A 25,904-nucleotide genomic window follows, 5' to 3' on the forward strand; every position below is an offset into this window, starting at 1 on the left:
TAAATGGCGGTTACACGTCGAGCTTGCGGACCGTTTTGCGGATCAGCCCGTCCTTCCGCTCCAGAAATACGATCTCGCCGAATTCGATCTTCAGCCATTCCTCCGCGTTTTCGGTCAGCGGTTCCGACGCGAGGATGGCCGAGGTGGCCCCCCCTTCGGGGCAGGCGTCGATGTCATAGGTGTTCGCATAGTCCTGAAAATTCGCCCCGGTGAGCAGGTAGATCGGCTCAAGCAGCATCGACAGGGGCAGGTCCTCATCCCGCAGCTTTTGCCAATCGCCCGTGACATCCGTCTCCCCCTCATGGCCGCAGCCAAAGTTCACGCCGATGATCCGCTCCCTGCTGACCAGCGCGATCTTGAGCTTTGTGAGCGCGGCGAGGTCGAGGTCGCGGGCAGCCTTGCAGATCACCTGCAACAGTTTTTCAAACCCGCGCTGCACGTCCTCGTCGCTGTCGCCCTCCAGCAGGGACAGCAGCAGCACATAAAGGAATTCCGTATCCGTCGTGCCGCGCATCTGGGTGAGGTAGCGATCCTTGCAATGGGGTAGGAGTTCACGCTGCAACTGCCGCCAATGGGGCAGGGCGCCGTTCTGGGCGATGATCCACGGCGTATGGTCAAAGGAGAATGGGTGGCAGTTCTCATCGGCCTGCACCACGCTGGCGTCATAAGAGGCCGCGCGGATATGCGACAGCAGCGTGTGCGCCTGTAGGCTAGGGATCACCGATTTGGCGTTGTCGTCGTGAAAGGCGGCCTTGGGCCGGTGGTAGCGCAGCGGTGCTTCGGGATGCAGCAGATGGTCGCTCCAGGCGGCGAACCCCCATCCGGCCAGTTGAAGGCTTGGGTGCAGTTCCGGATCGAGGCTTTGGTTCAGCAGGCTGTTCTCAGGCGCAAGGAGCAGCGACTCGATTGGCAGTTCAGGTCCGATATAGGCGAGGAAGCGGCACATGGTTTTCCTTACTCTTGAGATATTTCAGCGACTTCGAAAAAGGGTGTGAAGGGCTGAGATAGAGCAAGGCGCGCGAAAATCGACTTGGGACGCGGCAGCGCGGCCCTAGAGCCGCGCCCGTCGGGGGGCGGCGGCCCGGCAAACGGGCCACCCGAGTTCATAAATCAGATGTCAGAGATATAATCCGCCGAGACATAGCCCTGCACCTCAGGCGCATCGGCCAAGGAGACGCGGCACCACAACTGCCCGATCTCGGTCACGCAATCGCGGCGGTTCAGGATGGTGCCGTCGGGCAGCCCCATGATGATCCCGAAGTCCAAACCCGGCCCGGACCGCAGTTTTAAAAGCTCATCCGGCCCGGTGCGGTGCACCATGACGCGGTCACTGGCCACGCCCGCGCAACCGGCGATGAACATGGCGGTGGAAACGGCTGCGAATGTAATGCTGCGCATGATCTGCCTCTCTTTTGTTTTCTTTCTCATAGATCGAAAACCGGGCTGATCCTAGCCGCCTTATTCCGCCGCCGCCTTGCACTGCTCCAACGCCCGTTTCAACGAATGTTCGTCATAGGGTTTCATCAAGCTGACATAGCGACCCGCCTCTGCATCGCCTTCGGCATATTCCCGCGGATCGGCGCCCGAGGCGATGATCACGGCGATCTCGGGGCGCAGCTGCGTCACATGCTGCACCAGTTCCATGCCGGAGCCATCGGGCAGGCCAAGGTCGGTGAACATGACATCAAACCGTTCTGCCTGAAGGCTGCGTTCCGCGGCGGCGACGCTGTCGGCCTCGGTCACGACATAGCCCAGATCAGCGAGCATATCCGCCGTGGCCATGCAGATCAGCGCATCGTCTTCGACCAACAGCACCTTCGGCGCGTCATCGGTGCTCGGCGCGGCCTCCGCCGCTGGCTGGGCGGTGTCGGCACTGGTTTGGCGCGAGAGGATTTCATGGATTTTCAGCGCCAGCCGTTCGCGGGTGTAGGGTTTGCTCAGCAGATCGACCCCTTCGTCGAGCCGTCCGGCATGAACGATGGCGTTCTGCGTATAGCCCGAGGTGAAGAGCACGCCGACATTCGGCAGATGCGCCTTGGCCTCGCGGGCAAGCTCGGGGCTACGGATTTTGCCGGGCATGACCACATCGGTGAACAGCAGGTTGATCTGCACCCCGCTTTTGACGATCGCCAGCGCGCTGTCCGCATTCTCGGCGGTGAGCACGCCATAGCCAAGATCGCGCAGTTGATCGACGGCAGTCTCACGCACGGCGGCATCGTCTTCGACCACAAGGATCACCTCGCCACTGCCGGTGGGCGTGTCGGTGGTGGCGGGCAGCGGGGCGCTTTCCTCCTTGCGCTGTGTGCGCGGCAGGTAGACCCGCACGGTCGTGCCTTGCTTCTCTTCGCTGTAGAGCTTGATGTGCCCGCCGGATTGTTTGACGAAACCGTAGACCATGCTAAGGCCCAGCCCCGTGCCCTCGCCGGTCTCCTTGGTGGTGAAGAAGGGGTCAAAGACCTTTTCCATGATCTCGGGCGGGATGCCCGCGCCGGTGTCGGTGATCGCCAGCATGACATATTGGCCCGGCGCCACGTTCGGATGGTTCTGCGTATAGGCATCGTCCAGCGCGGCATTGCCCACTTCGATCGTCAGCTTGCCGTGATGGGCCATTGCATCGCGCGCGTTGATGGCGAGGTTCAGGATCACGTTCTCCAACTGCGCCGGGTCGACAAGACAGTTCCACAGGCCCCCCGAGATTACCGTCTCGACCTCGATCCCTTCGCCAAGCGTGCGGCGCAGCATGTCGTCCATGCCCCGCACCAATCGGCCAAGGTTCTGCGGTTTCGGCTCCAAGGGCTGCTGCCGCCCAAAGGCCAGCAACTGCGCGGTGAGCTTGGCCCCGCGCGACACGCCTGCCATGGCATTGTCGACGAACCGCCGCTTGGCGTCGCCTTCGGGCAGTTCTTTCGACAAGAGTTGCAGGTTGCTGCCCACCACTTGCAGCAAGTTGTTGAAGTCATGCGCGATGCCGCCGGTCAACTGGCCCACGGCTTCCATCTTTTGCGCCTGCACCAATTGCGCCTCAAGCCGGTCCCGCTCGGCCATGGCCTCTTCGATCTTGGTTTTCAGCGCGTTGTTGAACTCGATCTCGGCATTGCGGGCGCGCAGTTCTTCGCGCAGGTCGCGCACCTCGATCACCGTGCCCACGGTCTTGCCGGTCTCGTCCTTCATCGGGGAGGCGGTGAAGCCCACGGGGTAGAAGCTGCCGTCCTTATGGACAAAGGTCTCTTCCCCTTGGGTCTGGTGGTTCTCGGGAAAGGCCCGGTCGATGGCGCAGTCTTCGATGGGGAAATGCCGCCCGTCGGGATGGGTGTGGTGGATCACATCATGCAACGGTCGGCCTGCGGTTTCCTCGAACCGATAGCCGGTCAGCTCTTCTGCGGCGCGGTTCATGAAAACGCATTGCTGTTTGTCGTCCATCATGAAGATGGCCATCGTCGTGTTGCTCAGGATGGCGTCCAGCCGGGCCGAGACCTTGGTCAGCGCCGCGTTGGCCTCTTTTTGTTTCGTAATGTCCTGAATGGCCGCGTAGAGGACCGTGTCATTCTCAGTCACGATCAATTGCAGATGGGTCAGCACGTTATAGCGCGACCCGTCCTTGCGTTGGTGGATCGTCTCATATTCCAACATCGTCTTCTCACCGCTCAGCAGCGGTTGGACGAGTTCCAGAAAGGCCTCGCGCGAGAGTTCGGGCTTGATGTCCCAAGCCGCCATGCCGCGCAGCTCATCCATCGAATAGCCAAGGTTCTCCCGCGCGCCGCGATTGGCGAGGGTGAAGGTGAAATCTTCGACTGAAAACAGGTAAACTTCGCTGGCCGCATCTTCGACGATCTGGCCAAGGCGATCACTCGCCAATCTGAATGCTTCTCGCACCATTTTCCTCAAACTTGTCGGCCATGATGACCGGCTAAATTATTACTGCAAGATGCAGGTTTGTTTAACCTAGCCTTATGGAGGGACAAGACGAGGGCAAAAAGCCACATTCGTACAAGGGGCGGGTTTTTGCGCAAATAGGTGGGAGGGGCACCCGCCGGGACCGGCGGATGCGCAGGGGGCAGGGCGCGGTTACGCCACGCGGTTGCCCATGGCATAGACCGCGCGCAAAATCGGCGCGTCTTTCATGATGTCAAAGAGGATCAGATCGGCCCGCGCGCCCAGGGCGATCTCGCCCCGGTCGGTCAACCCTGCGTGATGCGAGGGCGTGCGGGTCACGGTGGCGAGCCCGCGTGCCATGTCGCCCCATAGGTTGCCCAGTTGCACTGCGCCCAGCAAAAGGGCTGCGGGCACATAGTCGGACGACAGGATATCGAGCAGGTCCAGTTCCGCCAGTTCCTTGGCCGCGACATTGCCCGAATGTGAGCCGCCGCGCACGAGGTTCGGCGCGCCCATGATCGTGGCGATGTCTTGGGCATGGCACGCCTCTGCCGCTTCGCGGGTGGTGGGGAATTCGGCCAGCCGCACGCCATGGGCATGGCTGGTCGCGACCTGTGCGGCGGTGGTGTCGTCATGGCTGGCCAGCGCCGCGCCATAGCGCGCCGCCGCCGCCACCGCGGCCGCTTCATGTTTCGCGCCAAGCCGGTCCTGCAACCCATGTAGGAAGGTGACGTAATCGCCGAAATCCTCCCGCGGCAGGCCGTTCTTGCCGCAGACGTAATCCTCGAATTTTTGCACGTCGCGGAATTGCCGCTGGCCGGGGGTGTGATCCATCAGGCTGACGATGCCGACCTTATCGTCGGGGCCAAACTCGGCCAGTTCCTCCTCCAGCGTTTCGGAACAGATCTCGGCGCGCAGGTGGATGTGGTGGCTGATCGCCAGCGCCCCGCTGTCGCGCATCATCAGGATCTCATCGGCCATGTCGCGGGCGTATTTTCCGTAACGTTTGCGCCCTTCGTCCGACAGGATCGACCCCACCCGGATCGCGTCGAAAACCGTGGTGATCCCGGTGCCCGCCAGTTCGCGGTCATGGGCGATGATAGCGGCACGGTGCGGCCAGTCGACCTTGGGCCGCGGCTTCATGTGGCGCTCTAGGTTGTCGGTATGCAGCTCCACCAGCCCGGGGGCGACGTAGCGGCCTTCGCAATCGATCGCCCCTTTGGGCAGGGCGGTGCCTTCGGCGATCTCGGCGATCACCCCGTCGCGCAGCACCACGCTGCCGGGGATCACCGCATCGGGCAGGATAATTTTGGCATTGGCGAGAATGGTTTCTTTTGTCATGTGAAGGTCACGCTTGTTGCGCATCCATGGATGCAGGGAGAAGATGAATGAAGTTCGACCGCTACGCGATCTATTACACGCCACAGGGCGCATTGGCCGAGGCTGGGGCCGCTTGGCTGGGGTGGGATTTGGCGCGCGGGCGTGCCGTGGCGCATCCTGAGGTCGCGGGGCTGGACGTGGCCGCCCTGACCGAAACGCCGCGCAAATACGGGCTGCACGCGACGGTCAAGCCGCCGTTCGTGCTGGCCGAAGGCACCACGGCTGACGGGGTGTTGACCGAGTTCAAGACGCTTTGCAAGCGGCTTGCGCCGGTCACGCTGGACGGGCTGGCGCTGACCCCGCTGGGCCGGTTTCTGGCGCTGACGCCCGAGGGGGACACCGCCGCGCTCAACGCGATTGCCGCCGAGGTGGTGCGCGGCCTCGATACTTTCCGCGCGCCGCCGACCGAGGCCGATCTGGCCCGCAGGCGTCAGGCCAATCTGACCCCAGAGCAGGAGGCCAACCTCAGCCAATGGGGCTATCCTTATGTGATGGAGGCGTTCCGCTTTCACATCACCCTGACCGGCAAACTGCCCAAGGCCGATCTGCCGCAGGTCACCGCAGCGCTCGCCCCCTATATCACGCCGCATCTGCCGCAGCCCTTCGTGCTGGACAGCCTGACACTGGTGGGGCAGGCCGAAGACGGTATGTTCCATGAGGTTCACCGCGCGGCCCTTTCGGGATAAAACGCCGCCAGCGCCTGTGCCACGGTCTGCTTCAGCGGGCCGGAGTTGTCGATCTCGATGGCGGCGATATGGTCGGGCAAGGCCCGTTCGGCGCGGGCCAGTCGGGCGGTGATTTCCGCTTCACTCTCGCGCCCACGGCCCCGCAGCCGCGCGGCCAGCACTTCGGGCGCGGCGGTGAGCGACAGCACCTCGAACCGGTCAAACCTGAGCTTCGCTTCGGTCAGCACCGCGCGCGAGAGGTTGGCCAGCACGTCGCGCCCCTCGGCCAGCGCCATATCGACCGCGATGGGAATGCCGTAGCGCAGCCCATGCGCGGCCCAGCTGAGGGCAAAGGCGCCTTCGGCCTCCAGCCGCAGGAACGTGTCCTCTTCGATCCCGTCGAAGTCTTCGCCGCCCGCTTCGCTGGGCCGGGTGATGGCGCGGCGGGCGAGGAAGAGGTCGGGCTGCGCCTCGGCAAGCGCTGCCATCACGCTGTCCTTGCCCACGCCCGACGGCCCCACAACCGCGATGAAACGCCCGCTCATGCCGCCAATCCGGGGGTGAAGCGGGTCACGTCCACTTCGCGGTCGCAGATTTGGTCGCGGGCGGCTTCGTCATGGAAGATGCCCAAGATCGCCGTGCCGCGGGCTTTGGCCTCTTCGATCAGCGCCAGCACCGTGGCGCGGTTGGTGGCATCAAGGCTCGCCGTCGGCTCGTCCAGCAGCAGGACGGGGTAGGGATGCGCAAAGCCGCGCGCGATGTTCACCCGCTGCTGCTCCCCGCCGGAAAAGGTCGTGGGGCTGAGCTGCCAAAGCCGTTCGGGGATGTTGAGTTGTGCCAGCAATTCTTCGGCGCGGGCCCGTGCCTCGGCCTCACTGCTGCCCACCGCGCGCAGCGGCTCGGCTACCACATCCAGCGTTGCTACCCGTGGCACGACGCGCAGGAACTGGCTGACATAGCCCAGCACATGACGGCGCAGCTCCAGTATCTCGCGTGGGGCAGCTTGGGCGACATCCAGATCGCCCACCATGATCCGGCCCGAGGCGGTCAGGTAGTTGCCATAGATCATCCGCATCAGCGTCGATTTCCCGGCGCCCGAAGCGCCAGTCAGCGCCACGCATTCGCCCCGCGCCACGGTCAACTCACCGCCGCGCATCACCGGGATCACCGCAGCGCCCTGATTGTGCAGGGTGAAGGATTTGCTTGCATTTTCCACGCGTATCATGGTTTAGCCTTGCTCGGTATAATTCTGAAATTGAATGGTTTTCTTTGCATGTTCACACCTGTAGCACGCTAGAGACCAAAAGCTGCGTATAGCCGTGCTGCGGGTCGTCGAGCACCTGATCGGTCAGGCCGGTTTCCACCACATGGCCGTCTTTCATCACCATCAACCGATCCGCCAAGAGCCGCACCACCGCCAGATCATGGGTCACGATGATGGCGCTCAGCCCCATCTCGCGCACAAGCCCGCGCAGCAGGTCGAGCAGCCGCGCCTGAACGCTCACGTCCAGCCCGCCTGTGGGTTCGTCCATGAAGACCAGCCGCGGTCCGGTCACAAGGTTTCGGGCGATCTGCAAACGCTGCTGCATCCCGCCAGAGAAGGCCGAAGGCCGGTCGTCGATCCGGTCTTCGTTGATCTCAACCCGGCCCAGCCAATCGGTGGCGCTGGCGCGGATGTCGCCGTAGTGCCGCGCGCCCACGGCCATCAGCCGCTCACCGACATTGCCGCCTGCGCTGACGTTCATGCGCAGCCCGTCGCGGGCGTGCTGGTGGACAAAGGCCCAATCGGTGCGCGACAGCATCCGGCGCTCCGGCTCGCTCATCGTCACCGTGTCGCGCAGCCCGTCGGCGCGGGTGTCGAAACGCACCGCCCCGCGATCCGGCGTCAGATGCCCCGCCAGCGTGTTCAGCAGCGTCGACTTGCCCGAGCCGCTTTCCCCGACGATCCCCATGACTTCGCCGGGGAAGAGGTCAAAGCTGACATCGGTGCAGCCGATCCGCGCACCATAGAATTTCGCGATGTTTTCCACTTGCAACAAGGGGGTCATGCCATGCCCTCCACCACAGGTGCCGCATCCGCGCCGCGATGCCCGGCGGCCTGACGGGCCGCGCAATAATCGGTGTCGGAGCACATGAACAAACGCCCACCTGCATCATCGACGATCAACTCATCCAGATAGCTGTCCTCGGCCCCGCAGAGGCCGCAAGGATGGTCGGCCTTGCTCGCCTCAAAGGGGTGGTCCTCAAAATCCAGCGAGACGACCTGCGTATAGGGCGGCAGCGCATAGATCCGCTGCTCGCGCCCCGCGCCGAAGAGTTGGATCGCGGCCATTTCCAGTTTCGGATTGTCGAATTTCGGGATCGGCGATGGGTCCATCACGTAGCGCCCCTCGACCTTGACCGGATAGGCATAGGCCGTGGCAATCGCGCCGTGCTGGGCGATGTCTTCGTAAAGTTTCACATGCATCAGCCCGTATTCCTCCAGCTCGTGCATTTTGCGGGTCTCGACCTCCGAAGGCTCAAGAAAGCGCAGCGGTTCGGGGATCGGCACCTGATAGACCAGCACCTGATCCTCGCGCAGCGTGGCTTCGGGGATGCGGTGGCGGGTTTGGATGACGCTGGCCTCGGTCGTGGCTTCGGTCACGGCGACACTGGCGGTCTTTTGAAAAAAGCGGCGGATCGAGACGGCGTTGGTCGTGTCATCGGCCCCTTGGTCGATCACCTTGAAGGTATCCTCGGGCGTCAGCACCGCGGCAGAGACTTGCACCCCGCCAGTGCCCCAGCCGTAAGGCATCGGCATCTCGCGGCTGGCAAAGGGCACCTGATAGCCCGGGATCGCCAGCCCTTTCAGGATCGCGCGGCGGATCATCCGTTTGGTCTGCTCGTCCAGATAGGCAAAATTGTAGTCGTTCATGCCCCGGTCCTCATGCCTGTCTTGGTCACTCTGTGTCATCGCAAGGTTCATTCCGCGGCCTCCCGTGCTGCGTCTTGCGCCGCGGCTGTCGCCTCGCGGCGCAGTTTGCGGATCAGTTCGAGTTCGGATTGGAAGTCGACGTAATGGGGCAGTTTGATATGCTCCAAGAACCCCGTCGCCTGAATGTTGTCGGCGTGATAGAGCACGAATTCCGCGTCCTGCGCCGGCGCGCCGAGGTTGTCTTCGCCCAACTCCTCCCAACGCAAGGCCCGGTCTACCAGCGCCATGGAGATCGCCTTGCGCTCGGACATGCCGAAGACCAGCCCATAGCCGCGGGTGAACTGCGGCGGCTCGGTCTTGGAGCCTGCAAATTGGTTCACCGTCTCACATTCGGTCAGCTCGACCTCGCCGATCTCAATGGCGAAACCCAGTTCGGGAATATCCATTTCGACCGCGACTTTGCCGATGCGCAGTTCCGCGACGAAAGCGTGGTTGCGCGCATAGCCGCGTTGCGTGGAGTAGGCCATGCCGAGAACAAAGCCCTCGTCGCCACGGGTCAGCGCTTGCAGGCGCAGGTCGCGCGTGGCGGGGAGTTCCAGCGGCTCGCGGGTCAGGTCGCGCGGCGGGGTCTTGCTGTCCGTGTCGCGCTGCATCAACCCTTCGCGGTCGAGGAATTCCATGATGTGCGGCGTCTCCGCGGGCGGTTCGGCCTCGGGCGCTTCGGGGGCCGGGGGCACCTCACCATCGGCGGCGAGTTTGAAATCCAGCAGCCGGTGCGTGTAGTCGAAGGTCGGCCCCAAGACCTGCCCGCCCGGCGCGTCCTTGAAGGTGGCCGAGACGCGGCGGTCGCAGGCCATGGTTCCGGTGTCCATCGGGCGCGAGGCCCCGAAACGCGGCAGGGTGGTGCGATAGGCGCGGATGAGAAACACCGCTTCGATCAGATCGCCCCGCGCCTGTTTGATCGCCAGCGCAGCGAGGTCGGGATCATAGAGTGAGCCTTCGGCCATCACCCGGTTCACCGCCAGCGTCATCTGCTCGCGAATCTGCGCGACGCTGAGTTCGGGCACCTTTGCGTCACCGCGCCGCTCTTCGGCGAGCCATGCGTGGGCGTTGTCGATCGCCCGCTCGCCGCCTTTTACCGCTACATACATCAGGACACCTTTGTGCTTCGGGGCAGCGCCGCCAGACGGTCGCCGCAGGTGAAAATGAAATCCAGCCCACGCGGGAAGAGCGCCGCGTTTTGTTGGAAGGCGGCGCGCTCGGGCAGAGACAATGCCGCGCTGTCTTTGATGCCGGGGCCGGAGAGGGTCGCGCCATCGCCGTGCAGATCATCCACCTCGACGATCAGCGTGGCAGAGCGGTCGGGGTAGGCGGCGGTCCCGAGGGGGAAGTCGCCGCGCGGCAGATCGTCCCAAGCGCCCAAGGCGAATTGCGCCGCAGTTGCGGGGGCGAAGGGCGCGCCGGTGTGGAAGGTGATCCAGTCGCGCACTTCGGGCCGGTCGAAGCCGGGCGCGAGGTAGAGCGGCGTTTCGGGGTCGCAGAGCGTCAGCAGGACAACCCCGGCGGCGGTGGAGAGACCCGCAGGCGGTTCGGCCCCGGTCACGCTGTTGATCTCCCCCGGTTTGGCCATGGCGTTCATCACCGCGCGAAAGGCAAAAGCGGCGTCTTTGGGCGCGTCGCGAAACCCACCTGTCAGCGATAGGGTCTGCATCAGTCTTCTCCTCTGACCATGGTGAAAAAGTCGACCTTGGTGGCGGCGGCCTTGGCGGCACGGCTGGCGCGGCGCTGGCCCTCGATCTCGGCCAGCGGGTCGAGCAGTTTCGCGCGGACCTCATCCGCCGCATCACCCTGCATCAGCGCGTCGGCAAGGGCTGCTTGCAGCGCCTTGTCGCGGCTGCGGCCCTGCACATAGGCGTGCCCGTCTGGCCCATCCGTCAGCCGGACCGAACAGCGCGTGACTGACATCTCACCCATGTTGAAGGCATCGCCCACAGCGCCCATCCGGCCCCGCAGCATGACGCCGCCGATCTCAGGCGCGCGGAGCACCTCATGGGCGGGCAGGGGGCCGAAGCCCTCCCAAAGCCGGGCGAGATCGCGGGCCTCGGCCCGTGCGAGCAGGCCCATCCACGCCTGCCTGTCGCGGGTCTTTTCCTTGGTTTCAACCGTCATCTAGACACCTTGTGCATTTGTCTAATTTACTATACAACTAGACAAGTATTAGCCGCTGGCCTTCCGCTGGCGCAAGCTTGGATATGTGAAACTTCTGCGACATGGCCCGTACTGCGATCTGGAAAACCATTACCGCCGCCCTGACCCATGACATCGCCACGGGGAAATACGCCCCCGGTGACCGGCTCCCGACCGAGGCGCAATTGGCGGCGCGCTTTGGGGTCAACCGGCACACGGTGCGCCGCGCGATCAGCGACATGAACGAGAGCGGGCTGACCTATAGCCGCCGGGGGGCGGGGGTCTTCGTGGCGCAGCGGCCCACGGATTATCCCATCGGCAAACGGGTGCGCTTTCACCAAAACCTCGCGGCGGCGGGGCGGGTGCCAGCCAAGGAGGTCTTGACCTTGGAGACACGCGCCGCCTCGGCCCATGAGGCCGCGCAGTTGGGGCTGGAGGGCGAGGCGCAGGTGCATGTCTATGAGGGGCTGTCGCTGGCCGATGAGCAGCCCATCGCGATCTTCCGCAGCATCTTTCCCGCCGCGCGGTTTCCCGATCTGTTGGCGGCGCTTGAGGCCAGCCGTTCCGTCACCACCGCCTTGGCGCAGGGCGGGGTGGCGGATTACACCCGCGCCTCGACCCGGCTGACGGCGAAGCTTGCCACTGCCACGCAGGCGCTGCATCTGCGGCTGTCCGAAGGCGCGCCGATCCTGCGCTCGGCGGGGATCAACGTGGACCCCGAGGGCGTGCCGGTGGAATACGGGGTGACTTGGTTCGCGGGTGACCGGGTGACGCTGACGCTCAACCCCGGCGACTAGCCGTATTTCTCCAAAAACGCTTCGGCGGATAGCGTTTGGAAGTCCTTGAGCGATGCTTGCAGCCGATCATGGGGCCAATCCCACCACGCCAATTCCTCTATCCGCGCGGCGATGCTTTCGGAAAAGCGGCGGCGCAGCGGCTTGGCGGGGATGCCGGCGACGATCATATAGGGGGCGACATCGCGGGTGACGATGGCTCCGCCCGCCACCACCGCGCCGTGGCCGATGGTCACCTCGGGCCGGACCTGCGCGCCGTGGCCCAACCATGTGTCATGGCCAATCACCGTGCGGCGGCTGCGGCGGAAGGCGAACCAGTCGGCGTCATCCTCGGCCTCGTCGAAGTAATCCCCGGCGCGGTAGTGGAAGTGGTGCAGGCTGGCCTTTTCCATCGGGTGATCGGTGGCCCCGATGCGCACGCTGGCGGCGATATTGCTGAACTTGCCGACTTGCGTGTTGGCGATGTCGCACCAGCGGTCGCAATAGGAGTAATCCCCGATCTCGGAATGGGCGAGGCGCGTGGCGCGCCCGATCTCGACATAGCGCCCGAACTGCGTGTCAGTCACTTCGCAGTCCGGGTGAAGGAAGGGCGCATCGGGTTTGAGACGCGCCATCAGTGGCCCGCCTCATTGCCCGCGATCAGTTTGCGGCGCAGCCAGCCCGAGAAGCTGTCCATCGCCACGACCATCAGAATGATCAGCACGATGTAATAGCTCACCTCTTCCCAGTCTTTCTGGGTGATGATCGCTTGGGTCAGCAAAAGACCGATGCCGCCGCCGGTGATCGCGCCGATGATGGTGGCAGAGCGGGTGTTGGACTCCAGATAGTAGAGGACTTGGCTCAGCAGAACCGGGGTGATCTGCGGGATCACGCCAAAGCGGTAGCGCTGCACGGGGGTGGCCCCGGTAGAGGCGATGCCCTCGATCTGCTTGTCGTCCACATTCTCCAGCGCCTCGGAAAAGATTTTGCCGAAGGTGCCGGTATCGGTCAGCAGGATCGCCAGCGAGCCGGTGAGCGGGCCGGGGCCAAAGGCACGGGACAGGACGATGGTCCAGATCAGCCCATCGACCCCGCGCAGGAAGTCAAAGAGCCGCCGCGCGGCAAAGCGCAGCGCGCCGAGCGGAGAGAAGTTCTTGGCCGCAAGAAACCCCAGCGGCAGGGCGATCATCGCCGCGCCAAAGGTGCCGAGGAAGGCCATGAGAACGGTCTCGACCAGCGCCCAAGCCACATCGCCGTGACGCCACATCTTGTTGGTCCAAAAGTCCTGCCAGATCGCGCCGTATTCACCGCTGCGCAGCAGCTCAAGCGGGGACATGCCGTAGTAGGGGCTGTCGAGCGTGAAGAAGAACAGCTCCCACCCGTTGAAATAGCGGAAGACCTCGGCGCGGTTGCGGGTGATCGTCAGGCGGCCTGCCTCCGTGGTCACGGCAAGACGGTTTTTCGAGGCGTTGATCCACGCGGGCAAGGGGCCATCGGGCAGGGTGGCATTAACGCCGCTGCGCCCCGGCGTGGCGGTGATCAGCCCGTAGCCCGGCACGTCATAGCGCACCTCTGGCCCCAGTTCGACGGTATGGCCGTTGCCCAACTCGACGCGGGTCGTCTCGCCCAAGGTGACCCAATCGGGGGCGGTGCCGGGGGCATAGCGGCCCTTGCGCTCGCCTTCGATGGCGATCTCCATCTCGCCGTTGCGGTTGTCGCGGGCGACATGGGTTTTGTAGCTATAGCTGTCGGCCACCAGCGTCTTCATGTTCGACACATTGATGCGGTCACCCAGACCGGCCACGTCGAAGGCAAAGAAGACGTAAGTGAGATAGGCAAGGATCAGCACCGGGGCGGCAAGGCTCGCCATGCGTTTGCGCCGGAAGCTACGGCTGGCGACCTGCTGAGCGGGGAGGGTGGAAGCGGTAAGGTCGGTCACAGGATGGCTCCCTTGTCCTTATAGGCGCGGCCATGGGTCAGCCGATCGCGGAAATGGCTTGAGACTTGGTCGACGATGATGATGGTGCCGAAGAGCAGCAGAAAGATCGCCGCCGCCTCGTCGAATTTACCTTGACCCCAAGACATCGTGTTGCGCAGGTCATAGCCGATGCCGCCTGCGCCGACGAAGCCGAGGATGGCCGAGGCGCGGATGTTGATCTCGAACCGCAGCAGCGCGTAGGAAAGGTAGTTGGGCGCGACCTGCGGCACGACGCCCAGCACCATGCGTTGCAGCCAGCCCGCCCCGACAGAGGCAAGGCCGTCGACAGGTTTGAGAGAGGCGTTTTCATTCACCTCGGAGAAAAGCTTGCCGAGCGCGCCCACGGTATGCAGCGCGATGGCGATCATCGCAGGCACCGGGCCGCCGCCCAGCAAGAAGATCAGCACCAGCGCGACGACGATCTCAGGCACCGCGCGCAGCACGTCCAGAAGGCGGCGCAGCGGCGCTACGAGCCACGGGGCCGGGGCAAGGCCGCGGGTGGCCAGAAGGGCAGCGAAGAAGGCCAGCAGCGCACCGATCAGCGTGGCGGCCCCGGCGATGTTCACCGTCTCGATCAGAGAGGGGAGGTATTTCACGAAATAGCCGGGCAGCAGATGGATACGCTCCCAAGCCTCGCCCAGCACATCGGCGGGGAAGTCAAAGATATTGGGCAGCCCCTTCCAGAACCCGCCTGCGTTGCGGGCATTGGCGGTGCCAAAACCGCCGATCAGCAGGGCCAGGAAAACGACCAGCAGGATCATGTTCATCACCCGCTTTTGTCGGGTCTGGGCAAGGTAATCCGCCGTGATATCTGGTGCGGTGGTGGTCTGGTGCATCTGTCGTCCCCCTATGACGACAGGCCCCGACAATCGTTGTCGGGACCTGCCAGATGTCTTGTAATCGCTGCGATCAGTTGGATTTCGCCTTGCGCGCTTCGACGATGGAAACATAGGCGTCATGCGCGATCGGATCGAAACCAAGGCTCTCGCCCGCGGCCACACCGTAGGCGCAATCGGCGTCCATCTCGTGCAGTTCATCCACCAGTTGGGTCATCGTCGCCTTGACCTCTTCAGGCAGGGCCTTGCGCAGCACAACCGGGCCTTCGGGGATCGGCTTGGAGCGCCAGATTTCCACCAGATCGTTCATGTCGACGAGGCCCGCGTCCACGGCTTTGCGCAGCGCGCCGGAGTTGTAGCCGTCTTCCCAGTTGCCCTGACCGTCGGCCCATGTCACGCCGCCGTCGACGTCACCGTTGTTGACCGCGACGATGGTCTGCTCATGGCCGCCGGTGAATTTCACTTCGCCGAAGTAGTCGCCGGATTCCATCGTGGCACCAGTGGTCTGGGGGATTTCGATGGAGGGGATCAGGTAGCCGGAGGTGGAGTTCGGATCGCCAAAGCCAAAGACCTTGCCCTGCATGTCTTCGAGGCTCTCGATGCCCGCGTCTTTGCGCGCAAAGCCGATGGAGTGATAGCCGTAGGAGCCGTCGAGGTTGATCTTGACCAGCACCGGCTCGACCGCTTCGGGGTCTTGCAGATGCACGGCGGCATAGGCCGAGGCGCCCAGCCATGCCATGTCGAGCGTGCCGCCCAGCAGACCTTGGATCACGCCGTTATAGTCGGCCGGGGCAAAGAGTTTGGCCGGAACGCCAAGGCGCTCTTCGGTGTAGCCGCGCAGGCATTCGTAGGAGTTCATCCGGTCCTGCGCGTTTTCCCCGCCGAGGATGCCGATGCGGAATTCGTCGATCTCGGCACTTTGGGCCATGGCGGTGCCGGTGAGGGCCGTGGTTGCCAAGGCGGCGGCGATGAGCTTTTTCATTGTGTCGTCTCCGTTTGCAAAAAATGCCCTTTGGGGCGGGTCGTGTCAGGCTGGCACTTTGTCCAGCGTTTCGATCTCGGTTGAGGTGGCGGCTTCGGAAAAGCTGCTGTCCGCACCGTAGATTTCGCGGGCCATGCCGGTGGTCAGCTGTTCGGGCGTGCCGTCAAAGACGATCTTGCCGTCGCGCATCCCCACCACGCGGTCGCAGTAGCGGCGCGCGGTATCCAGCGTGTGAAGGTTGGCGATGACCATGCGGCCATCTTCCTCGTGAATGCGGCGCAGCGATTGCATCACCACCTGCGCGTTCATCGGGTCGAGGCTGGCGATGGGTTCATCCGCCAGAATGATCTGCGGGTCCTGCATCAGGGCGCGGGCGATGGCGACGCGCTGTTGCTGCCCACCAGAAAGCGCCTCGGCCCGTTTGGGCGCGTGCTGTGCGATGCCCAGCCGGTCGAGGATTTCGATGGCGCGGGTGATGTCGGCATCGGGGTAGAGGTTGAAGATGCTGCTCAGCGTCGAGCGACGGTTGAGCGTGCCATGCAGCACGTTCGATACCACATCCATTCGCGGGACGAGGTTGAACTGCTGAAAGATCATCGCGCATTCCGCCTGCCAGCCGCGCCGGGCCGCGCCGCGCAGGGCGGTCACATCGCGCCCTTGAAACAGGATCTGCCCCGAGGAGGCATCGGTCAGCCGGTTGAGCATCCGCAGCAGGGTAGATTTCCCCGCGCCGGAGCGCCCGATGATTCCGATCATCTGCGGCTTGTCGACCTCTAGGTTGGCGCGGGCCACCGCTGTGTTCGCGCCGAATGTTTTGGTCAGTTCAGAAATGACGAGCATAAGTCCCCCGGGGTTTGCGGGGCGAGCTATCGCAGCGGTGAATGTCACGAATGTTTAAGTTTGACGAAGCTTTTGTAACGCGTCCCTTTTTGCGGAACGGCTGCCTAAGCCTGCGCGTTTGTGCTTGTTTTATAGGCGATTGTGCGATGCTGCCGGTGCTGCGCATGGGTCAAACGAGCGGGGCTGCGAGGGCCGAAGGGCCGGTGGAACGCAATAAAACAAGGGCCTGCGAAATAGAGCTTGCGGAACAAACTGCGCGGATTAATGCTTTCTCTCACAAGGCGGTTCAGATAGGGCCGCATCTGGTCAGGCCGCGCAATTGGCGCAGCGACCGTTAAGATCTTTGGCCGGATCACCGCGCGCGCAGTGTCCTCCACCCGCGCCCCTATGGTGAGACAGGCCCCCGACAAGCATTCAAAGGAGCGCGTTCATGGACGCCCAAGTTATCGCATTTCTGATTCTGCTGCCGATCACGCTGGTTTTCGTCTACGCAGGCATCCACGAGTTTCGGCGCTACAAAAGCGAGGGCAAGGCGAACTACGGGCTGGTCTTTGACGAGGAAAGCGGCACCACCCATGTCAGCGGCATCGCCGAAGACGAAGACCCGTTCGACCCCGAAGACTTTGACCCCAACGATTACAACGACCCCGAGATCAAAAATGACACGGATGAGCGCAAATCGTGAGCGCGAAGCGCCTTTGCGCCGCGCTGCTGCTCTGGCTGGCGCTGCCCGCGAAGGCTGACACCCCCGCCGAGATCGTGATCTTTGGCGAGGTGCATGACAATCCCCATGCCCATCTCGAACAGGCCGCTGCCCTAGAGGCGCTCCGCCCCACTGCCGTCGTGTTCGAGATGCTCACCGCCGAAGAGGCGGCAAAGGCCGACGCCGATCGCAGCCAGATTGCGCAGGCTTGGGCGGCGAGCGGGTGGCAGCACTTCGATATCTATGCCCCGATCTTTGACGCTTTGGGAGACGCCCGCATTATCGGTGCCGCCGCCCCGCGTGAGGCGGTGCAGCGCGTGTACCGCGAGGGGGCAGCCGCGCTCTTCGGGCCTGAGGCGGCGCGCTTCGGCCTTGACCAGCCCTTGCCGGAGGATCAGCAGGCCGCGCGGGTAGAGTTGCAATTCGCTGCCCATTGCGAAGCCATGCCGCGCGAGATGATGGGCGGGATGGTCGCCGTGCAGCGCTACCGCGACGCCACCTTCGCCCGCGCCGCGCTCGATGCGCTCAAAGTCCACGGCCCGCCCGTGGCAGTGATCACCGGCAATGGCCACGCCCGCACCGATTGGGGCATTCCCGCCCTCATCGCCCAAGCCGCTCCCGAGGTCACGACCCATGCCATCGGCTTTGTAGAGGCCGAGACCGCGGTGCCTTTCGATGAGACCCGTCTCATCCCGCCCGCTGAGCACGACGACCCCTGCAACGCCCTAATCAAGAAGTAAAGGACAGGCCCATGTATCTTGCCATGAACCGTTTCACCGTCTTGCCCGAGAATGCCGCCGCTTTCGAAGCGCTTTGGCTGAACCGCGAAAGCCACCTGAAGGAGAGCGAAGGCTTCGTCTCCTTCCACATGCTTAAAGGGCCCGAGGCGGAGGGGACGATCCTCTATGCCTCTCACACCGTTTGGGAGAGCGAGGCGCATTTTCGGGCTTGGACCACCAGCGATGCCTTTCGCGCCGCCCATGCGCGGGCGGGGCAGACCCGCAAGCTGCATGAGGGTGCACCGCGGTTCGAAGGCTTTAGCGCCATTCAGAAGATCGACGCGGAATAACGCGGGAGGGCCGGGGTTTCTATACTTGACTAAAATAATCGGATTAAGTAGCCGTTAAGGGAGCCCGGGCTTTTCGCCGGGGTATGAACGACTTTACGCCGAAACCGTCCAAGCCACCGCGCGTCGGAAGCCCGGATGTCAATGGAAAGGAGCCCGCCCCGTGAGGACACCCGTGACCACGCCCGAGCCAATGGCCCATGCCCGGCTACAGACCCCATCCAACAACAGCTGGCGCGACATCGCGCTTGGCAGCAACGATGCCGCAGCCTGCGACGGTTTCGGGCTGGAGCATCTCATCGATCTGCAACGCGCCCGCCAAATGGGAGAGATGGCATGAGCCTGATGCAAAAACTGCCCGATCCATCGCCCGCCGCTCAACCGGCCCAAGAGGCTGTGCATGATGCCCGCGCCTTGGTGCCCAATGGCTCGACCGCGAATATCGTCTTGGACGGCCAGACCTATACGCTGCGCATCACGCGGGCGGGCAAGTTGATCCTGACCAAATAAGCCTGCGCGCTGTTCCAAAGCGCGGCTTGCCCTGTGGGCGCGGCGTCATTACTGACGCGCCATGCCCTGCCGTCTTTGCCCACTTTTGTCGCCGACATGCTGGCCCTGCTGAGCCTGTTCTTCGCGGCGCTGCTGGCGGCCACCCTGATCCCCGCGCAATCCGAAGCGGTGCTATTGGGGCTGATGTGGTCGGGCGCTCATGCCACGGCGCTTCTGTGGCTGGTGGCGACGCTGGGGAATGTGCTCGGATCGCTGCTGAACTGGTGGCTGGGCCGCTACCTTAGTCATTTCGCCGATCACCGCTGGTTTCCCTTTTCGGCCAAGCAGATGGCCCGCGCCTCTGGCTGGTATCGGCGGTGGGGCTATTGGAGCCTGCTGGCCAGTTGGGTGCCGATCATCGGCGATCCGCTGACCTTGGCCGCGGGCATGTTGCGCGAACCACTTTGGCGGTTTCTGCTGATCGTCAGCTTCGCCAAGGGCGGGCGTTACCTCGTGCTGATCCTGATCGCCCGCGGGGTTCTGTGACCCTCAGTGCGGGGTGATCCCTTCGAGCGGCGGCAGCGGATTGGGCGCGGTCACAAGATGGGCGCGGCGCTTTTCGTAAAAGGCATTGCCGCCTGCGGTCACCACATAGTGCATGTTGTTGTAGTTTGCATTGTACCACGCCGCGTGAAAGAATTTGGCGCGGGTGACCTTCGGGTGCCGCTCCCCCTGAAGCACCGCCAGCGCCGTGGCGCGGGCCAACGGGGCGCCGCGGTCGGTCATCGGTTTCGTCATCACGCCGGGGGCGAATTGATTGGGCTGGCCGACCACGCCGCAGACCGTGTTAGGAAAGGCGTCGGAGTGGACGCGGTTCAGCACCACCGTGCCCACGGCCACCATTCCGTCGCGGCTGGAGCGGTTGGATTCGAAATACATCGCGCGGGCCATACACTCCACCTCATCCGCCGGAACCGCGACGACTTCGGTCTGTTTGCCACCGCAGGCGGCGAGCAGGCCAAGGCTCAAGAGCAAAGCGGCAGTGCGGATCTTCGGGGGCTGAACGCGCATGGGCGGCCTTTCTGGCTGAGGGGGCAGGTGGCACGTAATTTTCCAGCAAATGCGGCGGGAGGCAAGACCCGCGCCCGGCTCCGGCGGTTTCCCTCTGGGCCGGGCGCGCGGGGGCGCTTGGGCTGGGGATTAATCTAGTGTAATGCTTGGTAAAACAGTCATGATCGCAGCAGGCCGCCCTATGAAAGTCACCTACCGGGATGTGAAGACCGACATCCTGTCAAAGATCACCAAGGGCGAATGGCCGTTGGGCAGCCTTGTGCCCAATGAGGTCGATCTGGCCGAGACCTATGGCTGCGCCCGGGCGACGGTCAACCGCGCCATGCGCGAATTGGCCGAAGAGGGTTTCATTGAGCGGCGGCGCAAGGCGGGGACGCGGGTGCGCATGGCCCCGCTGCGGCAGGCGCGTTTCGACATTCCGCTGGTCCGGGCCGAGATCGAAGAGAAGGGCGCCGACTACCGGTATTCGCGGGTGAGCCACCGGGTCGAGCCTGCGCCCGACTGGCTGCGCGCCCGGCTCAAACTGGGCGCGGGGAGCGAGGCATTGCATCTGGTCTGCATGCATTACGCCGATGGCGATCCCTATCAATTTGAGGACCGTTGGATCAACCTCGCCACCCTGCCGCAGGCGCGGGAGGAGAGTTTCACCGAGGTCGGGCCGAACGAATGGCTGATCTCGGCCATTCCCTTTTCGGATGTGGAGATCAGCCTTTCCGCCGGTTTGGCCGATCAGCGGCTGAGCGAATACCTCGCCTGCGGCTTGGGCGATCCGGTCTTTACCGTCGAGCGGTCGACGTGGTGGGAGGGGCAGGCGGTGACCTATGTGCGGCTGTCCTACCGCCCCGGCCACCGCCTGACCACGCGCTATTAAGCTGCCGCCGCCGCGGGTGGGCGGCGGCGTGCAACCCTTAAAGGATACCCGGCAGGTTCAGCCCATGTTCGCGGGCGCAATCGCGTGCTTCGTCATAGCCCGCATCCGCATGGCGCATCACGCCCGTCGCCGGGTCGTTCCACAGCACCCGCTCGATCCGGCGGTCGGCGTCCTCGGAGCCGTCACAGCAGATCACCATGCCCGAGTGCTGCGAGAAGCCCATGCCGACCCCGCCGCCGTGGTGCAGCGACACCCAAGTCGCCCCCGAGGCGGTGTTCAAAAGCGCGTTCAGCAGCGGCCAGTCCGACACGGCGTCAGAGCCGTCCTTCATTGCCTCCGTCTCGCGGTTGGGCGAGGCGACGGAGCCGCTGTCGAGGTGATCGCGGCCAATCACCACCGGGGCGCTGAGTTCGCCATTGCGGACCATCTCATTGAAGGCCAGCCCCAGCTTGTGGCGCACGCCTAAGCCCACCCAGCAAATCCGTGCGGGCAGCCCTTGGAAAGAGATACGCTCCCGCGCCATGTCGAGCCAGTTGTGCAGATGGGTGTCCTCAGAGAGGATCTCCTTAACCTTGGCGTCGGTCTTGTAGATATCCTCAGGATCGCCCGACAGCGCCGCCCAGCGGAAGGGGCCGATGCCGCGGCAGAACAGCGGGCGGATATAGGCGGGCACGAAGCCGGGGAAGTCGAAAGCGTTCTGCAACCCTTCCTCCAGCGCCATCTGGCGGATGTTATTGCCATAGTCGACCGTGGGGATGCCCGCGGCGTGGAAATCGACCATCGCCTGCACCTGCACCTTCATCGAGGCCCGGGCGGCTTTTTCGACCGCTTTGGGATCGCTCTCACGTTTCTCGCGCCATTCGCCCATCGTCCAGCCCTGCGGCAGGTAGCCGTTCACGGGGTCATGGGCCGAGGTCTGGTCGGTCACGATATCGGGGCGGACCCCGCGTTTCACCAGTTCGGGAAAGACATCTGCCGCATTGCCCAGAAGCGCCACGGACTTCGCTTCGCCCGCGGCAGTCCAGCGCTCGATCATCGTCAGCGCCTCATCAAGGCTGTCGGTCTTCTCGTCGACGTAGCGGGTGCGCAGGCGGAAATCGATGCTGTCGGGATTGCACTCCACCGCCAGACAGCAGGCACCGGCCATGACCGCCGCCAAGGGCTGCGCGCCGCCCATGCCGCCCAAGCCCCCGGTGAGGATCCATTTGCCCTTGAGGTCGCCACCATAGTGCTGGCGGCCCGCCTCGACGAAGGTCTCATAAGTGCCCTGCACGATGCCTTGACTGCCGATGTAGATCCACGATCCGGCGGTCATCTGGCCGTACATCGCCAGACCCTTCTTATCGAGTTCGTTGAAATGGTCCCAATTCGCCCAATGCGGCACGAGGTTGGAGTTGGCGATCAACACGCGGGGCGCGTCCTTATGGGTTTGGAAGACGCCCACGGGCTTGCCTGATTGCACCAGCAGCGTCTGGTCTTCTTCCAGCGCGCGCAGGGAGGCGACGATCTGGTCATAGTCCTCCCACGTCCGCGCCGCGCGCCCGATGCCGCCGTAAACGACCAGCTCATGCGGGTTTTCGGCCACGTCGGGGTGCAGGTTGTTCATCAGCATCCGCAGGGGCGCTTCGGTCAGCCAGCTTTTCGCCGAAAGCTCGGTGCCGGTGGCGGGATAGACGTCACGGGTGTTCTTGCGCGGATCGCTCATGCTGTGCCTTTCAGGGTAGGGGCCAGTGCGGCCAGAGTTGTCAGGATATCGGTCAGATGGACGCGCAGCCGCGCGGCCTTGTCGGGGTCATAGGGCCAAGGCGGCGCCTCGGCGCCGAGGTAGCTGCTTTGCGCCAGTTCCATCTGGATCGCGTGGAGCCCTTCGGCAGGGCGGCCATAGTGGCGCGTGGTCCAGCCGCCTTTGAAGCGCCCGTTGCTGACGGCGGTGTAGCCGGCTGCGGCGGCGCAGATCTCGGCGACGGCGGCTTCGATCGCAGGCGCGCAGGTGGCGCCGAGGTTCGTGCCGATGTTGAAATCGGGCAGCGGGCCGTCAAAGAGGAAGGGGATGAGCGAGCGGATCGAGTGACAGTCATAAAGGATCGCGACCCCATGCAGGTCGCGGACGCGGGCCAGTTCGGCCTTGAGCGCTGCGTGATAGGGCGCGTGGTATGCCACGCGGCGGGCCTCGACCTCGGCTGCGTCGGGCGGGGTGGTCCAGATGTCCTGCCCGTCGAAATCCGTCAGCGGCACCAGCCCGGTGGTGTTCTGCCCCGGATATAGCGATGCGCCCGATGGGTCGCGGTTGGCGTCGATGACATAGCGGTGGAAGGTCGCGCGGACCGTGGTCGCGCCGGGCAGCAACCCGTCGTAGAGCCGGTCGATATGCCAATCGGTATCCGCCAGTTCCCGCCCGCGGGGGTTCAGGTCGCGCCGGATGGCCTCGGGCAGGTCAGTCCCGGTGTGGGGCAGGCCGAGCACGATGGGGCTGTCGCCGCGGGTGATCTCGACGGGTGTGATCTCAGCGGGGGTCATGTGGAAAGCCCCGGCATGTCGCAGGCGGCGGCACGGGTGATCTCACCGCCCGCTACCATCCGTGCCGCGCGTTCCAGATCGGGGGCGAGGTAGCGGTCTTCCTCCAGTGTCGCGACCTCTTCGCGGACCCGCGCGACCACCCGCTGCAAGGTCTCGCTGGTGGCCAGCGGCGCGCGAAAGTCGATGCCCTGCGCGGCGCAGAGCAGTTCCACCCCGAGGATGCGGTTCAGGTTCTCGACCATCTGCCCCAGCCGCCTTGCGCCATGGGCGGCCATGCTGACGTGATCTTCTTGGTTGGCCGAGGTCGGCGTGCTGTCGGTGACGCAGGGGTTGGCGAGATGCTTGTTCTCGCTCATCAACGCGGCGGTGGTGACTTCGGCGATCATATAGCCGCTGTTGAGGCCGGGCGTCGGCGTCAGGAAAGGCGGCAGGTTGAAGCTGAGCACCGGATCGACGATCAGCGCCACCCGGCGCTGCGCGATGGCGCCGATCTCGGCCAGGGCGAGGGCGATCATATCGGCGGCGAAACCCACCGGCTCGGCATGGAAATTCCCGCCCGAGACGATGAGGTCCGCGCCCGTCAGCACCAGCGGGTTGTCGGTGGCGGCATTGGCTTCGACCTCCAGCGTGGCGGCGGCCATACGCAGCACGTCCATCGCCGCCCCCGTCACCTGCGGCTGGCAGCGGATGCAGTAAGGGTCTTGGACGCGGGCATCATTCGCCACATGGCTTTCGCGGATCTCCGAACCCTCGAGCAGGGCGCGCATGGTCTCGCCCGCTTCGATCTGGCCGCGATGGCCGCGCAGGGCATGGATTTCCGGTTGTAGGGGCGCGGTGGACCCCATGATCGCATCCGTCGACAGGGCTGAGATCACCAGCGCCGAGTTCGCGGCCTGCCATGCGTCGAAGAGCCCCGCCAGCGCGAAAGCGGTGGAGAATTGCGTGCCGTTGATTAGCGCCAGCCCTTCCTTGGGGCCGAACTCCAACGGGGTCAGGCCTGCGGCGGCCAGCGCCGCGCCACCCGTCATGACGTGGCCCTCGAACTCCGCCTCGCCATGGCCCATCATCACGGCGGCCATATGCGCCAAGGGGGCCAGATCGCCCGAGGCCCCGACCGACCCTTGCGCCGGGATCACCGGGGTCACGCCACGCGCCAGCATGGCTTCGATCAGGTCCACGACCGCCAGCCGCACGCCCGAGGCACCGCGCCCGAGGCTCAGCAGTTTCAGCGCCATCAGCAGCCGTGCATGGCCGCGCGGGATCGCGGGGCCGACACCGCAGCAATGCGACAGGATCAGGTTGCGTTGCAGCGCCGCCGTATCCTCCGCCGCGATCTTGACCGAGGCGAGCTTGCCGAAACCGGTGTTCACGCCGTAAACGGCATCCTCCCCCGCCACGGCCCGCGCGATGCGGGCATGGGCCTCTTCGATCGCGGGGCGGCAGGCGGGGGCGAGCCGCACCGATGCCTCTTCGCGGTAGATGCGGGCCAGATCGTCCAATGTGGCCGCGCCGGGGGTGAGGGTCAGGGTGGTCACGATTGGCCTCCGAAAATGCGGGAGTGAAGCGGGTTGAAGCCGATGCGATAGGCAAGCTCGGCCGGGTGTTTAATGTCCCAAACGGCGAAGTCGGCGCGCAGGCCGGGGCGGATCATGCCGCAATCCGCCAGCCCGAGCGCGCGGGCCGCGTGCTGCGTTGCGCCGCGCAGCGCCTCTTCCGGCGTCAAGCGGAACAGGGTGCAGCCCATGTTGAGCGTCAGCAGCAGCGAGTTCAGCGGCGAGGAGCCGGGGTTGATATCCGTCGCCAGTGCCATTGGCACGCCATGTCGGCGCAGCAGGTCGATGGGCGGCGCTTGGGTCTCGCGCAATGTATAGAAGGCACCGGGCAGTAGAACGGCCACGCTGCCCGCCTCGGCCATCGCGATCACGCCGCTCTCATCAAGGTATTCGATATGATCCGCCGAGAGCGCGCCATAGGAAGCCGCGAGCCGCGCGCCGCCCAAGTTCGACAATTGCTCGGCATGGAGTTTCACCGGCAGGCCCAATTCCCGCGCCAGGTCAAAGACCCGGGCGATCTGGGCGGGCTGAAAGGCGATGCCCTCGCAGAACCCGTCGACCGCATCGACCAGCCCTTCGGCATGGGCGGCACGCAGGGCGGGGAGGCAGACATCGTCGATATAGGCATCCGCGCGGCCTGCGTATTCGGCAGGCACCGCATGGGCGCCGAGAAAGGTGGTGGAGACGCGGATCGGGCGCTGCTGGCCAATGGCGCGGGCGGTGCGCAACATGCGCAGCTCGGTCTCGATATCCAGACCGTAGCCGGATTTGACTTCGATGGCCGTGACCCCTTCGGCGATCAGCACGTCGACGCGGCGCAGGGCATCGGCCAGCAACTCTGCCTCATCGGCGGCGCGGGTGGCGGTGACGGTTGAGACGATGCCGCCCCCGGCGCGGGCGATTTCCTCATAGCTGGCCCCCTCCAGCCGCATCTCGAACTCTCGCGCGCGGTCGCCGCCGTGCACGATATGGGTGTGGCAATCGATCAGCCCGGGGGTGACGAGGCGCTGGCCCAGCGATTCGGCGGGCAGGGCGCGGTAGCCTTGCGGCAGATCACCGCGCGGGCCGACCCATGCGATCTGGCCCTCGGCAATCGCGATCGCCGCATCTTCGATCAAACCATAGGGCTGTGGGCCATCCATCGTCGCCGCCGCGAGGTCGACCAAGACCCGATCCTGCGTTGTCATCCTATCGCCTCCTCCTAAG

Annotated in this window: 30 protein-coding genes; 9 read left to right on the top strand and 21 right to left on the bottom strand. The window is 64.6% G+C overall.

Annotated elements, in window-relative coordinates:
- Window positions 1–10 precede the first annotated feature (10 nt).
- The 4 genes from FCK22_RS11005 to FCK22_RS11020 form a co-directional block, all read right to left on the bottom strand.
- On the bottom strand, window positions 11–946 hold the full coding sequence (locus tag FCK22_RS11005) for a class II glutamine amidotransferase (protein ID WP_067261323.1): 936 nt from the start codon (window positions 944–946) through the stop codon (window positions 11–13).
- Window positions 947–1,110: 164 nt separating this feature from the next.
- Window positions 1,111–1,398, bottom strand: a complete 288-nt coding sequence (locus tag FCK22_RS11010; protein ID WP_067261325.1) for an SH3 domain-containing protein — start codon at window positions 1,396–1,398, stop codon at window positions 1,111–1,113.
- Window positions 1,399–1,458: 60 nt separating this feature from the next.
- Window positions 1,459–3,855, bottom strand: a complete 2,397-nt coding sequence (locus FCK22_RS11015) for a PAS domain S-box protein (protein ID WP_231886274.1) — start codon at window positions 3,853–3,855, stop codon at window positions 1,459–1,461.
- 210 nt (window positions 3,856–4,065) lie between these two features.
- Window positions 4,066–5,214, bottom strand: coding sequence for an alpha-D-ribose 1-methylphosphonate 5-triphosphate diphosphatase (locus tag FCK22_RS11020; RefSeq protein WP_067261459.1), 1,149 nt, complete (start codon window positions 5,212–5,214; stop codon window positions 4,066–4,068).
- Between the two features lie 47 nt (window positions 5,215–5,261).
- On the opposite strand from FCK22_RS11020, the gene FCK22_RS11025 reads away from it, so the two are divergent.
- Window positions 5,262–5,939 carry a DUF1045 domain-containing protein gene (locus FCK22_RS11025; protein WP_067261332.1) on the top strand — a complete coding sequence of 226 codons (678 nt, stop codon included), beginning with the start codon at window positions 5,262–5,264 and terminating at the stop codon, window positions 5,937–5,939.
- On the opposite strand, the gene phnN is transcribed toward FCK22_RS11025, so the two are convergent.
- From phnN to phnG, 7 genes are read right to left on the bottom strand one after another with little or no spacing between them, the layout of a single operon-like run.
- Window positions 5,915–6,463, bottom strand: a complete 549-nt coding sequence (gene phnN / locus FCK22_RS11030) for a phosphonate metabolism protein/1,5-bisphosphokinase (PRPP-forming) PhnN (protein WP_067261333.1) — start codon at window positions 6,461–6,463, stop codon at window positions 5,915–5,917. The two genes, FCK22_RS11025 and phnN, sit on opposite strands and share 25 nt — an antisense overlap.
- Entirely contained in the window at window positions 6,460–7,143 is a 684-nt protein-coding gene (gene phnL / locus FCK22_RS11035; protein WP_136720423.1) for a phosphonate C-P lyase system protein PhnL, read from the bottom strand. Before phnL ends, phnN begins: the two co-directional genes overlap by 4 nt.
- A 52-nt stretch (window positions 7,144–7,195) precedes the next feature.
- Window positions 7,196–7,966: a phosphonate C-P lyase system protein PhnK gene (phnK, locus tag FCK22_RS11040; protein ID WP_067261337.1), complete on the bottom strand. Its 771-nt coding sequence runs from the start codon at window positions 7,964–7,966 to the stop codon at window positions 7,196–7,198.
- Complete coding sequence (locus tag FCK22_RS11045; protein WP_067261460.1) at window positions 7,963–8,832, bottom strand: alpha-D-ribose 1-methylphosphonate 5-phosphate C-P-lyase PhnJ; 870 nt, start codon at window positions 8,830–8,832, stop codon at window positions 7,963–7,965. The genes phnK and FCK22_RS11045 overlap by 4 nt, the downstream gene beginning before the upstream one ends.
- Window positions 8,833–8,879: 47 nt before the next feature.
- Window positions 8,880–9,983, bottom strand: a complete 1,104-nt coding sequence (locus tag FCK22_RS11050; protein ID WP_067261339.1) for a carbon-phosphorus lyase complex subunit PhnI — start codon at window positions 9,981–9,983, stop codon at window positions 8,880–8,882.
- Window positions 9,983–10,543: a phosphonate C-P lyase system protein PhnH gene (gene phnH, locus FCK22_RS11055; protein WP_067261341.1), complete on the bottom strand. Its 561-nt coding sequence runs from the start codon at window positions 10,541–10,543 to the stop codon at window positions 9,983–9,985. The genes FCK22_RS11050 and phnH overlap by 1 nt, the downstream gene beginning before the upstream one ends.
- The gene (phnG, locus tag FCK22_RS11060; protein ID WP_067261343.1) at window positions 10,543–11,001 is read right to left on the bottom strand and encodes a phosphonate C-P lyase system protein PhnG; all 459 of its coding nucleotides are present in this window, start codon (window positions 10,999–11,001) and stop codon (window positions 10,543–10,545) included. Before phnG ends, phnH begins: the two co-directional genes overlap by 1 nt.
- A gap of 101 nt (window positions 11,002–11,102) precedes the next feature.
- Here phnG and phnF point away from each other — a divergent pair, with 101 nt between their 5' ends.
- Window positions 11,103–11,816, top strand: a complete 714-nt coding sequence (phnF, locus tag FCK22_RS11065) for a phosphonate metabolism transcriptional regulator PhnF (RefSeq protein WP_067261345.1) — start codon at window positions 11,103–11,105, stop codon at window positions 11,814–11,816.
- Here phnF and FCK22_RS11070 read toward each other — a convergent pair.
- The 5 genes from FCK22_RS11070 to phnC form a co-directional block, all read right to left on the bottom strand.
- Window positions 11,813–12,427, bottom strand: coding sequence for a chloramphenicol acetyltransferase (locus FCK22_RS11070; protein ID WP_067261346.1), 615 nt, complete (start codon window positions 12,425–12,427; stop codon window positions 11,813–11,815). The genes phnF and FCK22_RS11070 overlap by 4 nt on opposite strands.
- Window positions 12,427–13,662: a phosphonate ABC transporter, permease protein PhnE gene (gene phnE, locus FCK22_RS11075; protein ID WP_082851945.1), complete on the bottom strand. Its 1,236-nt coding sequence runs from the start codon at window positions 13,660–13,662 to the stop codon at window positions 12,427–12,429. Before phnE (FCK22_RS11075) ends, FCK22_RS11070 begins: the two co-directional genes overlap by 1 nt.
- Window positions 13,663–13,727: 65 nt before the next feature.
- The gene (gene phnE, locus FCK22_RS11080; protein ID WP_136720424.1) at window positions 13,728–14,606 is read right to left on the bottom strand and encodes a phosphonate ABC transporter, permease protein PhnE; all 879 of its coding nucleotides are present in this window, start codon (window positions 14,604–14,606) and stop codon (window positions 13,728–13,730) included.
- Window positions 14,607–14,679: 73 nt separating this feature from the next.
- A complete protein-coding gene (gene phnD, locus FCK22_RS11085; RefSeq protein ID WP_067261351.1) occupies window positions 14,680–15,588 on the bottom strand; it encodes a phosphonate ABC transporter substrate-binding protein in 909 nt (302 codons plus the stop codon).
- 45 nt (window positions 15,589–15,633) lie between these two features.
- Complete coding sequence (gene phnC, locus FCK22_RS11090; protein ID WP_067261353.1) at window positions 15,634–16,428, bottom strand: phosphonate ABC transporter ATP-binding protein; 795 nt, start codon at window positions 16,426–16,428, stop codon at window positions 15,634–15,636.
- Between the two features lie 430 nt (window positions 16,429–16,858).
- Between phnC and FCK22_RS11095 the strand changes: the two genes are divergently transcribed.
- The 6 genes from FCK22_RS11095 to FCK22_RS11115 all read left to right on the top strand — a co-directional run bounded on the left by FCK22_RS11095 (window position 16,859) and on the right by FCK22_RS11115 (window position 19,232).
- Window positions 16,859–17,113, top strand: coding sequence for a hypothetical protein (locus tag FCK22_RS11095; protein WP_067261355.1), 255 nt, complete (start codon window positions 16,859–16,861; stop codon window positions 17,111–17,113).
- A complete protein-coding gene (locus tag FCK22_RS11100; RefSeq protein WP_082851941.1) occupies window positions 17,110–17,871 on the top strand; it encodes a ChaN family lipoprotein in 762 nt (253 codons plus the stop codon). Before FCK22_RS11095 ends, FCK22_RS11100 begins: the two co-directional genes overlap by 4 nt.
- A gap of 11 nt (window positions 17,872–17,882) precedes the next feature.
- Window positions 17,883–18,200 (top strand): antibiotic biosynthesis monooxygenase, encoded by a 318-nt coding sequence (locus FCK22_RS11105; protein WP_067261356.1) that lies wholly within the window; start codon window positions 17,883–17,885, stop codon window positions 18,198–18,200.
- Window positions 18,201–18,360: 160 nt separating this feature from the next.
- Window positions 18,361–18,537, top strand: coding sequence for a hypothetical protein (locus FCK22_RS18925; RefSeq protein ID WP_156505605.1), 177 nt, complete (start codon window positions 18,361–18,363; stop codon window positions 18,535–18,537).
- Between the two features lie 5 nt (window positions 18,538–18,542).
- Entirely contained in the window at window positions 18,543–18,707 is a 165-nt protein-coding gene (locus tag FCK22_RS11110) for a hemin uptake protein HemP (RefSeq protein ID WP_082851946.1), read from the top strand.
- Between the two features lie 96 nt (window positions 18,708–18,803).
- Window positions 18,804–19,232 (top strand): YqaA family protein, encoded by a 429-nt coding sequence (locus tag FCK22_RS11115; RefSeq protein WP_067261463.1) that lies wholly within the window; start codon window positions 18,804–18,806, stop codon window positions 19,230–19,232.
- A 3-nt stretch (window positions 19,233–19,235) separates the two neighbouring features.
- Here the strand turns inward: FCK22_RS11115 and FCK22_RS11120 are convergent, their stop codons facing one another.
- Window positions 19,236–19,757 (bottom strand): cell wall hydrolase, encoded by a 522-nt coding sequence (locus FCK22_RS11120; protein ID WP_067261358.1) that lies wholly within the window; start codon window positions 19,755–19,757, stop codon window positions 19,236–19,238.
- Window positions 19,758–19,938: 181 nt separating this feature from the next.
- Between FCK22_RS11120 and FCK22_RS11125 the strand changes: the two genes are divergently transcribed.
- Window positions 19,939–20,628, top strand: a complete 690-nt coding sequence (locus FCK22_RS11125; protein ID WP_067261360.1) for a UTRA domain-containing protein — start codon at window positions 19,939–19,941, stop codon at window positions 20,626–20,628.
- A 37-nt stretch (window positions 20,629–20,665) separates the two neighbouring features.
- Here FCK22_RS11125 and hutU read toward each other — a convergent pair whose 3' ends face one another.
- Genes hutU through hutI form a run of 4 tightly spaced genes read right to left on the bottom strand, consistent with a single transcriptional unit; the run spans window position 20,666 to window position 25,885 of the window.
- Window positions 20,666–22,333, bottom strand: a complete 1,668-nt coding sequence (gene hutU / locus FCK22_RS11130; RefSeq protein ID WP_067261362.1) for a urocanate hydratase — start codon at window positions 22,331–22,333, stop codon at window positions 20,666–20,668.
- Window positions 22,330–23,130 carry an N-formylglutamate deformylase gene (gene hutG / locus FCK22_RS11135; protein ID WP_067261465.1) on the bottom strand — a complete coding sequence of 267 codons (801 nt, stop codon included), beginning with the start codon at window positions 23,128–23,130 and terminating at the stop codon, window positions 22,330–22,332. The genes hutU and hutG overlap by 4 nt, the downstream gene beginning before the upstream one ends.
- Window positions 23,131–23,141: 11 nt before the next feature.
- Window positions 23,142–24,680, bottom strand: a complete 1,539-nt coding sequence (gene hutH, locus FCK22_RS11140) for a histidine ammonia-lyase (protein ID WP_067261364.1) — start codon at window positions 24,678–24,680, stop codon at window positions 23,142–23,144.
- The gene (gene hutI / locus FCK22_RS11145; protein WP_067261365.1) at window positions 24,677–25,885 is read right to left on the bottom strand and encodes an imidazolonepropionase; all 1,209 of its coding nucleotides are present in this window, start codon (window positions 25,883–25,885) and stop codon (window positions 24,677–24,679) included. The genes hutH and hutI overlap by 4 nt, the downstream gene beginning before the upstream one ends.
- Between the last annotated feature and the right edge of the window lie 19 nt (window positions 25,886–25,904).

Origin of the sequence: Sulfitobacter sp. 15WGC, assembly GCF_005068605.1 — a bacterium.
In the GTDB taxonomy this organism is placed as follows: Bacteria; Pseudomonadota; Alphaproteobacteria; order Rhodobacterales; family Rhodobacteraceae; genus Sulfitobacter; species Sulfitobacter faviae.

What these genes read in the sequence shown, in the direction of transcription:
- FCK22_RS11110 (WP_082851946.1), top strand. Translation starts at nt 18,543, where the DNA reads ATGCAAAAACTGCCCGATCCATCGCCCGCCGCTCAACCGGCCCAAGAG.
- FCK22_RS11005 (WP_067261323.1), bottom strand. Translation starts at nt 946, where the DNA reads ATGTGCCGCTTCCTCGCCTATATCGGACCTGAACTGCCAATCGAGTCG.
- phnL (WP_136720423.1), bottom strand. Translation starts at nt 7,143, where the DNA reads ATGATACGCGTGGAAAATGCAAGCAAATCCTTCACCCTGCACAATCAG.
- phnN (WP_067261333.1), bottom strand. Translation starts at nt 6,463, where the DNA reads ATGAGCGGGCGTTTCATCGCGGTTGTGGGGCCGTCGGGCGTGGGCAAG.
- phnH (WP_067261341.1), bottom strand. Translation starts at nt 10,543, where the DNA reads ATGCAGACCCTATCGCTGACAGGTGGGTTTCGCGACGCGCCCAAAGAC.
- hutU (WP_067261362.1), bottom strand. Translation starts at nt 22,333, where the DNA reads ATGAGCGATCCGCGCAAGAACACCCGTGACGTCTATCCCGCCACCGGC.
- FCK22_RS11025 (WP_067261332.1), top strand. Translation starts at nt 5,262, where the DNA reads ATGAAGTTCGACCGCTACGCGATCTATTACACGCCACAGGGCGCATTG.
- FCK22_RS11115 (WP_067261463.1), top strand. Translation starts at nt 18,804, where the DNA reads ATGCTGGCCCTGCTGAGCCTGTTCTTCGCGGCGCTGCTGGCGGCCACC.
- FCK22_RS11020 (WP_067261459.1), bottom strand. Translation starts at nt 5,214, where the DNA reads ATGACAAAAGAAACCATTCTCGCCAATGCCAAAATTATCCTGCCCGAT.
- FCK22_RS11105 (WP_067261356.1), top strand. Translation starts at nt 17,883, where the DNA reads ATGTATCTTGCCATGAACCGTTTCACCGTCTTGCCCGAGAATGCCGCC.
- phnG (WP_067261343.1), bottom strand. Translation starts at nt 11,001, where the DNA reads ATGACGGTTGAAACCAAGGAAAAGACCCGCGACAGGCAGGCGTGGATG.
- FCK22_RS11045 (WP_067261460.1), bottom strand. Translation starts at nt 8,832, where the DNA reads ATGAACGACTACAATTTTGCCTATCTGGACGAGCAGACCAAACGGATG.
- FCK22_RS11050 (WP_067261339.1), bottom strand. Translation starts at nt 9,983, where the DNA reads ATGTATGTAGCGGTAAAAGGCGGCGAGCGGGCGATCGACAACGCCCAC.
- phnK (WP_067261337.1), bottom strand. Translation starts at nt 7,966, where the DNA reads ATGACCCCCTTGTTGCAAGTGGAAAACATCGCGAAATTCTATGGTGCG.
- hutI (WP_067261365.1), bottom strand. Translation starts at nt 25,885, where the DNA reads ATGACAACGCAGGATCGGGTCTTGGTCGACCTCGCGGCGGCGACGATG.
- FCK22_RS11125 (WP_067261360.1), top strand. Translation starts at nt 19,939, where the DNA reads ATGAAAGTCACCTACCGGGATGTGAAGACCGACATCCTGTCAAAGATC.
- phnC (WP_067261353.1), bottom strand. Translation starts at nt 16,428, where the DNA reads ATGCTCGTCATTTCTGAACTGACCAAAACATTCGGCGCGAACACAGCG.
- phnF (WP_067261345.1), top strand. Translation starts at nt 11,103, where the DNA reads ATGGCCCGTACTGCGATCTGGAAAACCATTACCGCCGCCCTGACCCAT.
- phnE (WP_136720424.1), bottom strand. Translation starts at nt 14,606, where the DNA reads ATGCACCAGACCACCACCGCACCAGATATCACGGCGGATTACCTTGCC.
- FCK22_RS11070 (WP_067261346.1), bottom strand. Translation starts at nt 12,427, where the DNA reads ATGGCGCGTCTCAAACCCGATGCGCCCTTCCTTCACCCGGACTGCGAA.
- phnE (WP_082851945.1), bottom strand. Translation starts at nt 13,662, where the DNA reads ATGGCGAGCCTTGCCGCCCCGGTGCTGATCCTTGCCTATCTCACTTAC.
- phnD (WP_067261351.1), bottom strand. Translation starts at nt 15,588, where the DNA reads ATGAAAAAGCTCATCGCCGCCGCCTTGGCAACCACGGCCCTCACCGGC.
- FCK22_RS11095 (WP_067261355.1), top strand. Translation starts at nt 16,859, where the DNA reads ATGGACGCCCAAGTTATCGCATTTCTGATTCTGCTGCCGATCACGCTG.
- FCK22_RS11010 (WP_067261325.1), bottom strand. Translation starts at nt 1,398, where the DNA reads ATGCGCAGCATTACATTCGCAGCCGTTTCCACCGCCATGTTCATCGCC.
- FCK22_RS11120 (WP_067261358.1), bottom strand. Translation starts at nt 19,757, where the DNA reads ATGCGCGTTCAGCCCCCGAAGATCCGCACTGCCGCTTTGCTCTTGAGC.